This is a genomic window from Leclercia pneumoniae (assembly GCF_017348915.1).
Taxonomy (GTDB): Bacteria; Pseudomonadota; Gammaproteobacteria; order Enterobacterales; family Enterobacteriaceae; genus Enterobacter; species Enterobacter pneumoniae.
Map to the genome: position 1 here is coordinate 1,205,057 of NZ_CP071383.1, position 14,262 is coordinate 1,219,318.

The 14,262-nt window shown below is 54.5% G+C and carries 13 protein-coding genes; 1 reads left to right on the forward strand and 12 read right to left on the reverse strand.

The window, feature by feature from the left end:
- Positions 1 to 8: 8 nt before the first annotated feature.
- Positions 9 to 2,591 (reverse strand): leucine--tRNA ligase, encoded by a 2,583-nt coding sequence (gene leuS / locus JZ655_RS05605; protein WP_207293221.1) that lies wholly within the window; start codon positions 2,589 to 2,591, stop codon positions 9 to 11.
- A gap of 214 nt (positions 2,592 to 2,805) precedes the next feature.
- On the opposite strand from leuS, the gene JZ655_RS05610 reads away from it, so the two are divergent.
- Entirely contained in the window at positions 2,806 to 3,288 is a 483-nt protein-coding gene (locus tag JZ655_RS05610; protein ID WP_040076574.1) for a zinc ribbon-containing protein, read from the forward strand.
- Between the two features lie 38 nt (positions 3,289 to 3,326).
- On the opposite strand, the gene JZ655_RS05615 is transcribed toward JZ655_RS05610, so the two are convergent.
- The 11 genes from JZ655_RS05615 to miaB all read right to left on the reverse strand — a co-directional run bounded on the left by JZ655_RS05615 (position 3,327) and on the right by miaB (position 14,257).
- Positions 3,327 to 3,824, reverse strand: coding sequence for a POTRA domain-containing protein (locus tag JZ655_RS05615; protein ID WP_207293222.1), 498 nt, complete (start codon positions 3,822 to 3,824; stop codon positions 3,327 to 3,329).
- A 184-nt stretch (positions 3,825 to 4,008) separates the two neighbouring features.
- A complete protein-coding gene (gene rihA, locus JZ655_RS05620; RefSeq protein WP_207293223.1) occupies positions 4,009 to 4,947 on the reverse strand; it encodes a pyrimidine-specific ribonucleoside hydrolase RihA in 939 nt (312 codons plus the stop codon).
- A gap of 120 nt (positions 4,948 to 5,067) precedes the next feature.
- Positions 5,068 to 5,793 carry an amino acid ABC transporter ATP-binding protein gene (locus tag JZ655_RS05625; RefSeq protein ID WP_040076571.1) on the reverse strand — a complete coding sequence of 242 codons (726 nt, stop codon included), beginning with the start codon at positions 5,791 to 5,793 and terminating at the stop codon, positions 5,068 to 5,070.
- The gene (gltK, locus tag JZ655_RS05630; RefSeq protein WP_207293224.1) at positions 5,793 to 6,467 is read right to left on the reverse strand and encodes a glutamate/aspartate ABC transporter permease GltK; all 675 of its coding nucleotides are present in this window, start codon (positions 6,465 to 6,467) and stop codon (positions 5,793 to 5,795) included. The genes JZ655_RS05625 and gltK overlap by 1 nt, the downstream gene beginning before the upstream one ends.
- Positions 6,467 to 7,207 carry a glutamate/aspartate ABC transporter permease GltJ gene (gltJ, locus tag JZ655_RS05635; RefSeq protein ID WP_040076569.1) on the reverse strand — a complete coding sequence of 247 codons (741 nt, stop codon included), beginning with the start codon at positions 7,205 to 7,207 and terminating at the stop codon, positions 6,467 to 6,469. The genes gltK and gltJ overlap by 1 nt, the downstream gene beginning before the upstream one ends.
- A gap of 155 nt (positions 7,208 to 7,362) precedes the next feature.
- Positions 7,363 to 8,271, reverse strand: a complete 909-nt coding sequence (locus JZ655_RS05640; protein ID WP_207293225.1) for an amino acid ABC transporter substrate-binding protein — start codon at positions 8,269 to 8,271, stop codon at positions 7,363 to 7,365.
- Positions 8,272 to 8,662: 391 nt separating this feature from the next.
- Positions 8,663 to 10,201: an apolipoprotein N-acyltransferase gene (gene lnt / locus JZ655_RS05645; RefSeq protein ID WP_207293226.1), complete on the reverse strand. Its 1,539-nt coding sequence runs from the start codon at positions 10,199 to 10,201 to the stop codon at positions 8,663 to 8,665.
- Between the two features lie 5 nt (positions 10,202 to 10,206).
- Positions 10,207 to 11,085: a CNNM family magnesium/cobalt transport protein CorC gene (gene corC, locus JZ655_RS05650; protein ID WP_040076566.1), complete on the reverse strand. Its 879-nt coding sequence runs from the start codon at positions 11,083 to 11,085 to the stop codon at positions 10,207 to 10,209.
- Positions 11,086 to 11,173: 88 nt separating this feature from the next.
- Entirely contained in the window at positions 11,174 to 11,641 is a 468-nt protein-coding gene (gene ybeY / locus JZ655_RS05655; RefSeq protein ID WP_040076565.1) for an rRNA maturation RNase YbeY, read from the reverse strand.
- On the reverse strand, positions 11,638 to 12,684 hold the full coding sequence (locus JZ655_RS05660; protein WP_040076564.1) for a PhoH family protein: 1,047 nt from the start codon (positions 12,682 to 12,684) through the stop codon (positions 11,638 to 11,640). Before JZ655_RS05660 ends, ybeY begins: the two co-directional genes overlap by 4 nt.
- 148 nt (positions 12,685 to 12,832) lie before the next feature.
- Positions 12,833 to 14,257 carry a tRNA (N6-isopentenyl adenosine(37)-C2)-methylthiotransferase MiaB gene (gene miaB / locus JZ655_RS05665; RefSeq protein ID WP_207293227.1) on the reverse strand — a complete coding sequence of 475 codons (1,425 nt, stop codon included), beginning with the start codon at positions 14,255 to 14,257 and terminating at the stop codon, positions 12,833 to 12,835.
- Between the last annotated feature and the right edge of the window lie 5 nt (positions 14,258 to 14,262).

The following is a 14,262-nucleotide window of genomic DNA, read 5'->3' on the forward strand; positions in this document are numbered from 1 at the left end:
TCCTGCGCTTAGCCAACGACCAGATTCAGCAGTTTACCGGGTACGTAGATCACTTTACGTACGGTAACGCCGTCAAGGTACTTCGCCACCAGAGGCTCCTGAGCTGCACGTTCACGTACCTGCTCTTCAGAAGCATCCACTGCCACGGTGATTTTGCCACGCACTTTGCCGTTAACCTGCACCACCACCAGCGTGGTGTTTTCAACCATGGCTGCCTCGTCGGCAACTGGCCACGGCGCGTTGTCGATATCGCCTTCGCCGTTGAGCTCTTTCCACAGGGTAAAGCTGGCGTGCGGGGTGAACGGGTTCAGCATACGAACAACAGCCAGCAGCGCTTCGCGCATGACGGCACGATCCTGCTCGCCCTCCTGCGGGGCTTTCGCCAGTTTGTTCATCAGTTCCATAATAGCCGCAATTGCGGTATTGAAGGTCTGACGGCGACCAATATCGTCCGTAACTTTGGCAATCGTTTTATGCACATCACGGCGCAGTGCCTGCTGATCTTCAGTCAGAGCGTCAACCTTAAGATCCGCGACGTCGCCCTGTGCAAGGTGTTCATAAACCAGTTTCCAGACGCGTTTCAGGAAGCGGTTAGCCCCTTCAACGCCTGATTCCTGCCACTCCAGCGTCATATCTGCCGGTGAAGCAAACATCATAAACAGACGCACGGTATCCGCGCCGTAACGCTCAACCATCACCTGCGGGTCGATGCCGTTGTTTTTCGACTTGGACATCTTGCTCATGCCGGTATAAACCAGTTCATGACCTGCGGCGTCTTTCGCCTTAACAATACGGCCTTTCTCGTCGCGCTCAACAATCGCATCTACCGGGGAAACCCAGTTACGCTCGCCGTTCGCGCCCACGTAGTAGAAGGCATCTGCCAGCACCATACCCTGACACAGCAGCTGTTTGGCTGGCTCGTCAGAGTTAACCAGGCCTGCGTCACGCATCAATTTGTGGAAGAAGCGGAAATAGAGCAGGTGCATGATGGCGTGCTCGATACCACCGATGTAGATATCCACCGGCAGCCAGTAGTTTGCTGCTTCGGAATCCAGCATGCCTTCCTGATACTGCGGGCAGGTATAGCGCGCGTAGTACCAGGAGGACTCCATAAAGGTGTCGAAGGTGTCAGTTTCACGCAGCGCAGGCTGACCGTTCACGGTGGTTTTTGCCCACTCCGGATCGGCTTTGATTGGGCTGGTGATACCGTCCATGACGACGTCTTCCGGCAGGATCACCGGCAGCTGGTCTTCTGGCGTTGGCATTACGGTGCCATCTTCCAGCGTCACCATAGGGATTGGCGCACCCCAGTAACGCTGACGGGAAACGCCCCAGTCGCGCAGACGGTAGTTCACTTTACGCTCGCCAACGCCCATGGCAGCCAGCTTGTCGCCGATAGCGTTAAAGCCCTCTTCGAAGCTCAGACCGCTGAATTCGCCGGAGTTGAACAGGGTGCCTTTTTCGGTCAGCGCCTGTTCGGACAGGTCAGGCTCAGCGCCATCTGCCGCCAGGATAACCGGCTTGATGGTCAGGCCGTATTTCTTAGCAAACTCGTAATCGCGCTGATCGTGTCCCGGAACCGCCATCACAGCGCCGGTGCCGTACTCCATCAGTACGAAGTTAGCTGCCCAGACCGGCACGGCTTCGCCCGTCAGCGGGTGGATAGCGTTGAAACCGGTCGCAACACCTTTTTTCTCCATGGTCGCCATGTCGGCTTCGGCCACTTTGGTGTTACGGCATTCATCAATGAAGGCAGCCAGCTCTGGATTGTTTTCGGCGGCTTTCTGCGCCAGCGGGTGCCCTGCGGCTACGGCCAGGTAGGTCGCACCCATAAAGGTGTCCGGACGCGTGGTGTACACGGTCAGGGTCTGATCGTAGTTTTCTACGTTAAAGGTGATTTCCACCCCTTCAGAACGACCGATCCAGTTACGCTGCATGGTCTTCACGGTATCTGGCCAATGATCCAGATTATCCAGATCGTTCAGCAGCTCGTCAGCGTAAGCGGTAATTTTAATAAACCACTGCGGGATCTCTTTACGCTCAACTTTAGTGTCGCAGCGCCAGCAGCAGCCATCGATAACCTGTTCGTTCGCCAGTACGGTCTGGTCGTTCGGGCACCAGTTAACGGCAGAGGTCTTCTTATAGACCAGCCCTTTTTTGTAGAGCTCGGTGAAGAACTTCTGCTCCCAACGGTAATATTCCGGGGTACAGGTGGCCAGCTCGCGGCTCCAGTCATAGCCAAAGCCCAGCATTTTAAGCTGGTTTTTCATGTAAGCGATGTTGTCATAGGTCCACGGCGCAGGGGCCGTGTTGTTTTTCACCGCCGCCCCTTCAGCCGGCAGACCGAACGCATCCCAACCAATTGGCTGCAGCACGTTTTTGCCCAACATGCGTTGGTAGCGGGCGATCACATCACCGATGGTGTAGTTACGCACGTGGCCCATGTGTAGTCGACCAGAAGGATAGGGAAGCATCGACAGGCAGTAATACTTCTCTTTGCTCTCGTCTTCGGTGACTTCAAAGGTGCGCTTCTCGTCCCAGTGTTGCTGGACGTGGGATTCTATCTCTTCCGGGCGGTATTGCTCTTGCATGGCAGCCAGTGGTCCTGTGTTCAATACAGCTACAAATGTAGCCAATGTAAGTGGTATTCCAGATCCGCATAGCATAGCCCAAACGCCCGCGTCAAAACAGCCTTTAGCATAAAAGCGGCGGACATGAATTTACGCTATCTGTGGCAGAACTGACAAAGCGCTGAATAAATAAGGTCTATTATTAGAGACAGTTACTCACCCAGGAGGCATAAAGATGAACAAGGTTGCTCAATTTTACCGTGAACTGGTCGCCACGTTGACTGAACGTCTGCGTAACGGCGAGCGCGATATCGATGCGTTGGTAGAGCAGGCGCGTCTGAGGGTAATCCAGACGGGGGAGTTAACGCGGACAGAGGTTGAAGAGCTGACCCGGGCTGTGCGCCGCGATTTAGAAGAGTTTGCCCGTAGCTATGAAGAGAGCCAGGGCGAGGTGGCAGACAGCGTATTTATGCGGGTAATTAAAGAGAGTCTCTGGCAAGAGCTGGCGGATATCACCGATAAAACGCAGCTCGAATGGCGCGAGGTGTTTCAGGATCTCAACCATCATGGGGTCTATCACAGCGGCGAAGTGGTGGGGCTGGGGAATCTGGTTTGCGAAAACTGCCACTACCATCTGGCGGTTTATACCCCGGATGTGTTGCCGGTCTGCCCGAAATGCGGTCACGATCAGTTCCAGCGCCGCCCCTTCGAGCCGTAACCGTTTTGTGAACGAGTGAGAGGGGACGTGACGTTCCCTCAGCCCTGAGTCGGCGCGCTGAATCTGCGGAATGAGAGCGATGTCTCGGGGGTGTCCCACACCAGAATGAGCTGCAGCACAGGAGAATCTGACGGCTGCGGTGGAATATCGATCAACGACGTAATATATCCCCTGGCAATAAGCGCATTCTGTAGCGTGCGTGAAAAGAGCCGTACCCCTTCAACCCCAAGACATTTATTGACGGCCTGCTGAATAATCCCGCCAAAGAGCGTATACGCCAGCTGTGGGTTATCCGTATCAAATGTTACGTGAGTAATTTTTCTGCACGTGGTCTCGTGGGGAAAAAGGATCCGGTTCGGGCGTCGCTGAGGAGGCGCTGGGGCATATTTAGGCCTGTCCCAGCTGAAAGTCTGCTTTCGGTTATGACTTTGTCCGTGGAGATCCGGGATGCTGTTGGCAACGCTGGCGTGAGCAAATTGACAACCAAATAAGAGAAACAACAGGCCGGTGAACAGGCCATTGAAAATCATTGTCATGAAGCAACATCCATTTTGTTTCATTCACTGAGGTATAACGACGATCGTCACATCGCAAGATCCCTTCTCGCGAGGTTATAGCTTTGTCGTAATGGTGAAACAAAGCAAATAATGTCTGATTTAAGAAGCGCTAATTATGTCGGGGACGAATCAGGGCCGGATTGACTAACCCGGCCGCGCAGGGTTATTGCTGATAAAAAGCCAGTCGTTCTGCCAGCAGATCGACAAACGCCTGACGATCAATATCCAGCATCACTTCAGTATTCGGCGCGTTGCCACTGAGGAAGTAGTAATCGACCACGGTCATGCCTTGCGTATATTTGCCCTGCGTCTCAACGCCGACCCAACGTGTTACGGTAGTGAAGATCTCCGGCTTCAACAGCCAGGCGATGGTACAAGGGTCGTGCAACGGCGCTCCGTTAAAGCCCCATTTCTCGGTTTTATGATATTCCATAAAGAAGTCGAGGAGCTCGGCGACCGTGGTGGCGACGGGGTTGCCAATGCTGCGAAAACGTTCGATATCAGCGGCCATAATCTGCGCCCGATGAGTAACATCAAGGCCGGCCATCACCACCGGAATTCCGGACTGGAAGACAATTTCGGCAGCTTCAGGATCGACGAAAATGTTGAATTCCGCGCTGGGCGTCCAGTTGCCGAGCGTCATCGCGCCGCCCATAATCACGATTTTCGCGATCCTGTCATGCAATTCAGGGTGGCTGTTAAGCAGCAGCGCCACGTTAGTCTGCGGGCCTGTGGCAACCAGGGTGACGGGCTCGCTGCTTTCACGTAGCACCTTCGCCATCAGCTCAACTGCGGTGCAATTTTGTGGCGCAAAGCTGGGTTCCGGCAGCGCCGGGCCATCCAGTCCACTTTCGCCATGGACGTTGTCGGCAATAATCAACTCACGCATCAGCGGTTTTTGCGCGCCGCCGGCAACCGGAATATCGGTGCGCTGTAGCAGGGTGAGCATCCGCAAGACATTGCGCAGCGTTTTATCCGGGGTCTGGTTTCCGGCGGAAGAGGTCACCGCTTTGACATCCAGTTCGGGGGAGGCGAGGGCAAGAACAAGCGCTATCGCGTCATCATGACCCGGATCGCAGTCGAGGATTATTGGCTGTGCCATAGGACTCTCCGTTTCTCAGTGTAGTTTTGTGACAAGGCTAACGCTTACGCCATGAGCAGACGAGAACAAGAGAGTAAAAGCGTGAGGAGGTGCGCAATCCTGCGATTGCGCACCTTGGGTTTAGTGCAGAATTTTGGCGAGGAAGTCTTTCGCGCGGTCAGACTGTGGATTAGCAAAGAACTCTTCTTTGGCGGAGTCTTCGACGATCTTCCCTTCATCCATAAAGATGACGCGGTTAGCCACCTTGCGGGCAAAGCCCATCTCGTGGGTAACCACCATCATGGTCATGCCTTCGTTGGCCAGCTCAACCATTACGTCCAGCACCTCGTTGATCATCTCAGGGTCGAGCGCGGAGGTCGGTTCATCAAACAGCATAGCGACCGGATCCATGCACAGGGCGCGAGCAATGGCGACGCGCTGCTGCTGGCCGCCGGAAAGCTGCGCCGGGAATTTATCAGCATGCGCCGAAAGCCCAACGCGCTCCAGCAGCTTCAACCCTTTGTCACGAGCCGCCGCTTTATCGCGCTTGAGAACTTTCACCTGCGCCAGGGTTAGGTTCTCAATGATCGACAGGTGAGGGAACAGCTCAAAGTGCTGGAACACCATGCCCACCTTCGAACGCAGCTTCGCCAGATCGGTTTTCTTGCTATTTACCACGGTACCATTGACCGTGATCTCACCCTGCTGCACGGGTTCAAGGCCGTTCACCGTTTTGATAAGGGTGGATTTACCGGAACCCGATGGACCACAAACCACCACCACTTCGCCTTTCTTCACTTCCGTAGAGCAGTCGGTCAGCACCTGAAAGTGCCCATACCATTTAGAAACATTTTTCAGGGAAATCATTACACTGTCCTTTTCTTCAGCCAACTGACCAACAGCGACGCGCTTAAACTAATGACAAAATAGACCGCACCTGCAAACAGGATCATCTCGACCTGCGTACCGTCACGCTCACCAATCGTGGAGGCGGTACGGAAGAAGTCCGCCAGACTGAGTACATACACCAGCGAGGTATCCTGGAAGAGAACGATACCCTGAGTGAGCAGCAACGGAACCATGGCGCGAAATGCCTGCGGCAGAATGATCAGTTTCATCGACTGCCAGTGGGTCATCCCTAACGCCAATGCCGCACTGGACTGCCCGCGTGAAATACTCTGGATCCCGGCGCGGATAATCTCGGAGTAGTAGGCCGCTTCAAATATTGAGAAGGCCACCATCGCCGAGATCAGGCGAATATCGGACTTCGGCGAAAGCCCCAGAACATCCTGCAAGAATCCTGGAACGATCAGATAAAACCACAGCAGCACCATCACCAGCGGAATGGAGCGGAACACGTTTACGTATGCGGTCGCGAACCAGGCGACTGGCTTAAAGCTCGACAGACGCATGACTGCCAGCAGGGTGCCCCAGATAATCCCGACGATCACCGCCGTGATGGTAATCTTCAGGGTAATGACCAGACCGTCCAGCAGGTAGGGCATGGAGGGAACAATAGAACTCCAGTCAAACTCGTACATTATTTGCCCCCCAGGTTGCCCGGCAGGCGTACTTTACGTTCGACCAGGTTCATCACCAGCATGATGATGGCGTTAATCAGCACATAGGCCAGCGTAATCGCGGTGAAGGATTCCCAGGCGTGCGCGGAGTAATCCAGCAGTTTCCCGGCCTGTGCCGCCATATCCACCAGACCAATGGTTGAGGCGATGGCCGAGTTTTTCACCAGGTTCATCATCTCCGAGGTCATCGGTGGAACAATCACCCGATAGGCATTCGGCAGCAGTACGTAGCGGTACGCTTGCGGCAACGTTAGTCCCATCGCCAGCGCGGCGTTTTTCTGCCCACGGGGCAGCGACTGAATGGCGGCGCGTACCTGCTCGCACACGCGCGCAGCGGTAAACAGCCCCAGACAGAGCATCGAGGAGACAAAGAACTGAATGTTAGGATCCAGTTCCGCCTTGAACCACATGCCGATATCTTCCGGCAGCAGTTCTGGCACCACGAGGTACCAGGTAAAGAACTGAACGATTAATGGGACATTTCGGAACAGCTCCACGTAGAGCGTGCCGATTGATGAGAGAAAGCGATTCGGTACGGTGCGTAAAATACCGAACAGGGAGCCGACGAAGAAAGCGATGATCCAGGCCGTAATCGACAACGCGACGGTAACCTGAAAGCCGCTCCACAGCCAGCCAAGATAGGTGGTGTTGCCGAACGGGGCTTGTTGCAGAAAAATGCCCCAGTTCCAGTCTATTGACATAATAAACTCCAGAAAAAAAAGGGTAGCAGCGCTACCCTCGAAGATTGGTGAGAAGCTCATTTTTCGCGCTGAGTGGGGAACGACCACTCAACGTATAGTCTGTCCATGCTTCCCGACAATCGAGAGGGCAGGAGATCCCGCCCCTGTTGTTCTAATTAGTTAAGAGCCTTGTCGTTTGGTGATTTGAACAGCGCTTTCATGTCGTCAGACAGTTCAAAGTTCATATTCAGATTTTTTGGTGGGATAGGGTTCTTGAACCACTTATCGAACCATTTTTCCGCTTCGCCGGACGTCTGCACCTGAGCGATGGTGTCATCGATCAGTTTCTTAAAGTCCGCGTCATCTTTGCGCAGCATACAGCCGTAGGCCTCTTTCGACTGCGCTGTGCCGACGATTTCCCAGTTGTCTGGTTTCTTCGCCTTCGCACGTTCGCCCGCCAGCAGGGCATCATCCATCATGAACGCCACCGCGCGGCCGCTCTCCAGCGTACGGAAAGAGTCGCCATGGTCTTTGGCGCTGATGATACGCATATCCATTTTTTTCTCGTCGTTCAGCTTGTGCAGCAGAACTTCGGACGTGGTACCGGACGTCACGACAACCGCTTTACCTTTCAGGTCAGCGAAGTCTTTGATCTCACCGCCTTTTTTGGTCAGCAGGCGTGTACCTACGACAAAAATAGTGTCAGAGAAGGCGGCTTGTTTCTGGCGCTCCAGGTTGTTGGTGGTGGACCCACACTCAAAGTCGAAAGTCCCGTTCTGCAGCAGCGGAATACGGTTCTGGGAGGTGATTGGAATAAGCTTCACCGCCAGGTCAGGCTTGTTCAGCTTCTTCTTCACCGCTTCAACGATGGCGTTGGAATAGTCCTGTGAGTAACCCACGACTTTTTGCGTGTTGTCGTAGTATGAGAACGGGACAGATGATTCACGGTGGCCGACCACGATAACGCCGTTTTTGGCAATCTTGTCGAGCGTGCTGCCCGCTGCCGGCGCAGCGTCTTCAGCGTGCACCACGCCTGCGGACATTCCCATCACCAGCATTGCTGTGGCCAGTTTACGTAATTGCATACCCAACTCCTTTCTTATCAGCGCCAGAGACGCATTGATACCCATTGTGATGTTGTTATATCTCGCGCTATGCGAGTGCAGTGTTATGCAAGCTTGTTAACATTTAGTCTGGCTTAATGTAAAGATTTTGCTGCGTTATTGTTTATTTTTGCGAAGCGCGCCGCACCATTCAGAGGCAAAAATCCCTCGTTGCACCGTTTCGGTGCTACCGCTGAACTACGGTGGTGCGACCAGGTTGTACATCAAGCCAGATTGCGTTTGCTTGAATAAACAAAGCAATAGCCGTGCCAGAATTGGCAGGTTTACGGTCAGAGAGATAAATAGCGAAGACTAGGGGAGAACGGGGGGCGTAAACAGCCCCTCTCCCCGGTGAGGAGAGGGGCCTTCAGGCTTACTTACGACGCTGACGCAAGCTCATCAGCACCGCACCAAAGCCAAACAGGGCGGTGATAATCCATACCGGCCAGTTGCCGGTACGCGCATACGGCGTCAGGCCCGTCGTTGGCGTAACGCTGGCGGTCAGCACCTGGCGGGTAAACTGCGGGATCATCGCCTGAATCTCGCCCTGCGGGCCAATAACAGCGGTGATGCCATTGTTGGTGCTACGCAGAAGCGGGCGGGCCAGCTCCAGCGAGCGCATGCGCGCCATCTGGAAGTGCTGCCACGGGCCGATAGACTTACCGAACCACGCATCGTTAGAGATAGTCAGCAGATAATCCGTATTTGCACGGAAATTATCCCGCACCTGTTCGCCCAGGATGATTTCGTAGCAGATGGCAGGAGTCAGCAACATGCCGTGAGCATTCAACTGAGGCTGCACGTACGGGCCACGGCTGAATGATGACATCGGCAGATCGAAGAACGGTGCCAGCGGCCGCAAAATTGACTCCAGCGGCACGAACTCACCAAACGGCACCAGATGGTTCTTGTTGTAGCGGTTGGCCGATTCGTAGTTGTAGGCGTTATCTTTGCCCAGCGTGATGATGGTGTTATAGGTGTCGTAGCGGTTCTGTTTATTCAGTCGCGCATCGACGATACCGGTGATCAGGGTGCTGTTATGCTCGCGCATCAGGTCATCGACCCGGCGCAGGAACTGCTGCTGATTAATCTCCAGATCGGGGATGGCAGATTCTGGCCAGATGATCAGCTGCGATTTGCCCATCTCTGGCTCAGAGGCCTCAAGATAGATCTTGAGGGTATTAAGCAGCTGGTTTTCATCCCATTTCAGTGCCTGGGGAATATCACCCTGCACCATAGAGACCTGCATGGTGCGCTCGGGCTCGGGGGTAAACCACTGAATAAAACGTAGCGGGAAGGGGAGCGCGAATAACACCACGGCGGCAGCCAGCGGGCGCCAGTTGCGCTGCACCATCGCCAGCACCAGCAGGCCGCTTACTACCATCAGCAGGAAGTTGATGGCCTCAACGCCCATCACCGGTGCCAGCCCCTTTAACGGGCCGTCAATCTGGCTATAGCCAAACTGCAGCCATGGGAAGCCCGTCAGCACCCAGCCGCGTAAGAACTCGGTCAGTTGCCAGACGACCGGAGCCGCAATCGCCACGCGCCATACGTTGGCCTTTGGCCACAGGCGCGCCAGCACCCCGGCAAACAGGCCGGTATAGAGCGACAAATACGCGGCCAGCAACACAACCAGGAAAACGTTGACCGGGCCAGGCATGCCGCCAAAGGTGGCGATACTGACATATACCCAGTTTATACCGGTGCCAAATAGCCCCATGCCCCAGGCGTAGCCAATGGCTGCGGCCTGTACCGGACGTCGGTTCAGGGTAAGCCCCTGTAGCCCCATCAAAGAGAGCAGGGCCGCGGGCCAGATGTCATAAGGAGAAAAAGCCAGCGTTCCGCTGGCTCCGAGAATTAGCGCCAGCAGCAGACGTACGCGCTGGCGTTCAAGCAATGGGGCAAATGCCATTTAAATCATTCTTCCATTGTGGGTTGCGGAGCATCGTCCGGCATTCTGACATGAACCTGAATAATACGACGACTGTCGGCCATGGCGACCTTAAACTGGTAACCGTCTATTTCAACCGTCTCACCGCGAGCCGGGAGATGGCCAAACGCCTGCATCACCAGACCGCCGATGGTATCCACCTCTTCATCACTGAAACGCGTGCCGAAGGTATCGTTAAAGTCTTCGATTGGCGCCAGCGCGCGGACGGTCCAGGTGTGGCGGCTCAGCTGACGGAAATCGATATCCTCTTCTTCGTCATACTCGTCTTCGATTTCGCCGACGATAAGCTCCAGAATATCTTCAATGGTCACCAGGCCAGACACGCCGCCAAATTCATCGATAACAATCGCCATGTGGTAACGCTGAGAGCGGAACTCTTTCAGCATGCGGTCAACCCGCTTACTCTCCGGAACAACCACCGCCTGACGTAACACTTTATCCATGCTAAAGGCTTCGGCATCGCTGCGCATAAACGGCAGCAGATCTTTCGCCATCAAAATCCCTTCGATGTGATCTTTGTCCTCGCTGATGACCGGGAAGCGCGAGTGTGCCGATTCGATGATCACATCGAGGCACTCGTCCAGAGGCTGGTTGCGTTTCAGGGTAATCATCTGCGAGCGGGGGATCATAATATCGCGAACGCGCTGGTCGGCGATGTCCATTACCCCTTCGAGCATTTCGCGCGTATCTTCGTCGATAAGGTCGTTCTGCCCGGAATCACGGATCAGCTCCAGAAGTTCATCACGGTTTTTGGGTTCGCCGTGGAACAGCTGGCTCAGAATAAGGGAGAAAAATCCCTTTTTGCTGTTTGTCGTGTCGCTACTGTGTGAATTGTCGTCGCTCATGGCGTTTGTTAAGGGTTCTCTTGTTAGTTAAATAATAACCGCCGCGCTATCTCCTTACGCGGCGGCATGATAGTCAGTCTGTGACCGACTACTCTTTCTCGGCAATGTACGGATCCTCATAGCCCAGAGCAAGCATTATCTCTGTCTCGAGGGACTCCATCTCTTCCGCTTCCTCATCTTCAATATGATCGTACCCCAGCAGATGCAGGCTGCCGTGCACCACCATATGGGCCCAGTGGGCCTCGAGCGGCTTCTGCTGCTCTTGTGCTTCCTGCTCAACCACCTGACGGCAGATGATCAGATCGCCCAGCAGCGGCATTTCAATACCCGGAGGGGCTTCGAAGGGGAAAGAGAGCACGTTAGTCGGCTTATCTTTCCCGCGGTAGGTCAGGTTAAGCTCATGGCTTTCTGCTTCATCCACCAGGCGAATCGTCACTTCTGATTCTTCCTGAAACTGAGGGACAACGGCATCCAGCCATTTCTGAAATTGTGCCTCTTCTGGCATGCCGGAATTATCTTCACAGGCCAGCTGTAAATCGAGGATCACCTGACTCATTTATGTTCTTGCTCCTGCGCTTCGCGCTTACGTTCTGCGGCCAGTTCGGCCTTGCGCTTCTGATCGGCCTCTTCCCAGGCCTCATAAGCGTTAACGATGCGGGCAACCACCGGGTGGCGCACCACGTCTTCACTGTGGAAGAAGTTAAAACTGATTTCATCGACTTCTGCCAGCACTTCGATGGCGTGGCGCAGGCCAGATTTAGTGCTGCGCGGCAGGTCAATCTGCGTGATGTCCCCTGTGATGACGGCTTTCGAGTTAAAGCCGATACGCGTCAGGAACATCTTCATCTGTTCGATGGTGGTGTTCTGGCTTTCATCAAGAATGATAAACGCATCGTTCAGCGTGCGGCCGCGCATATAGGCCAGCGGGGCAACTTCAATCACGTTACGTTCAATTAGCTTCTCGACCTTTTCAAAGCCGAGCATCTCGAACAGGGCATCGTAAAGAGGACGCAGATAGGGGTCGACCTTCTGGCTTAAATCGCCCGGCAGGAAGCCTAGTTTTTCACCGGCTTCCACAGCAGGACGGGTAAGCAGAATACGGCGGATCTCCTGACGCTCCAGGGCATCTACCGCAGCAGCCACCGCCAGATAGGTTTTACCCGTACCTGCCGGGCCGACGCCGAAGGTGATGTCATGATCAAGGATGTTCGCGATATACTGTGCCTGGTTAGGCGTACGCGGCTTAATCACACCCCGTTTGGTCTTGATATGGATAGCTTTGCCATAGTCCGGCACGCTTTCGGCGCTCTGTTCCAGCACGCGGGCTTCTTTAATGGCCAGATGAATCTGTTCAGGTTCGATATCCTGCGTTTGACCGCGCATCGGCGCGGTGTCGACATAAAGCGTGTGCAGAATATCCGCAGCGGCATTAACGCAAAGGGTGCGGCCGGTGAGTTTGAAGTGATTATCGCGACGATTGATCTCGATACCCAGACGTCGCTCCAGTTGTTTGATGTTGTCATCAAACGGCCCACAGAGGCTCAGCAGGCGAGCGTTGTCTGCAGGCTCAAGGGTAATTTCACGCGTATCTATATTCAAACCGTTCCTCTTGATGTCTCGCATCCCCGAAAAAGGGGGCTTTGATGGAATTATTTACGCCACAGAATAAAGGCGCAAGCATTGCGAAGGATATTGGGGGCGGAAGCAGGAAATACAAGGCCTGCCAGAATTGGCAGGCCTGTTGAGGTCAGGGCTGATAAACACCTACGCCCAGGTCGTTCTCTTTACGGGTACGTGCCATTACGGACTCAGGCGTTTGCGCTACGCGCAGACCCATCTCATCTTCAGTCCGTACCACTCTGCCGCGCAGGGAGTTCGTCAGCACTTCCTGAATTTCGATATCCACGAACTTGCCGATCATATCTGGCGTACCTTCGAAGTTCACCACGCGGTTGTTCTCGGTACGACCGGATAACTGCATGATGCTCTTACGTGAAGTGCCTTCAACCAGTACGCGCTGAACGGTGCCGATCATACGACGGCTCCAGGCGTTGGCCTGCTGGTTAATACGCTCTTGCAGGATATAAAGACGCTGCTTCTTCACCTCTTCTGGCACGTCGTCCACCATGTCGGCGGCTGGCGTACCCGGACGGGCAGAGAAGATGAAGCTATAACTCACGTCGAAATTCACATCGCCGATCACCTTCATCGTCCGTTCAAAGTCTTCATTGGTTTCGCCAGGGAAACCGACGATAAAGTCAGAACTGATTTGAATGTCCGGGCGCGCTTCACGCAGTTTGCGGATAATCGCTTTATACTCCAGCGCGGTGTGGGTACGGCCCATCAGATTCAGTACGCGGTCAGAACCACATTGAATCGGCAGGTGCAGGAAGCTCACCAGCTCAGGCGTATCGCGATAGACATCAATGATGTCATCGGTGAATTCAATCGGATGGCTGGTGGTAAAGCGGATACGGTCGATACCGTCAATGGCCGCCACCAGACGCAGCAGTTCAGCAAAGCTGCCGGTGCTGCCGTCAAAATTCTCGCCGCGCCAGGCGTTCACGTTCTGGCCGAGCAGGTTCACTTCACGTACGCCCTGGGCCGCCAGTTGGGCGATCTCATACAGGATGTCATCGCACGGACGGCTCACTTCTTCGCCGCGGGTATAAGGCACCACGCAGTAGGTACAATATTTATTGCAGCCTTCCATAATGGAGACAAAGGCTGTCGGGCCATCTGCGCGCGGTTCCGGCAGACGGTCAAATTTTTCGATTTCCGGGAAGCTGACATCGACGACCGGGCTACGATCGCCGCGAACCTTATTAATCATCTCCGGCAGGCGGTGCAGGGTCTGAGGGCCAAAGACGATATCCACGTAGGGGGCTCGCTGGCGAATCAATTTCCCTTCCTGCGACGCAACGCAGCCGCCCACGCCGATAATCAGCTCCGGATTTTTTCGTTTCAGAAGCTTCCAGCGACCTAACAGGTGAAAGACTTTTTCCTGCGCTTTTTCACGAATTGAACAGGTATTCAGCAGCAGCACATCGGCTTCTTTCGCATTTTCAGTCAGCTGGTATCCGTGGGTAGCATCCAGCAGATCGGCCATCTTTGATGAATCGTACTCGTTCATCTGACAGCCCCAGGTTTTTATATGGAGTTTTTTAGTCATCGACA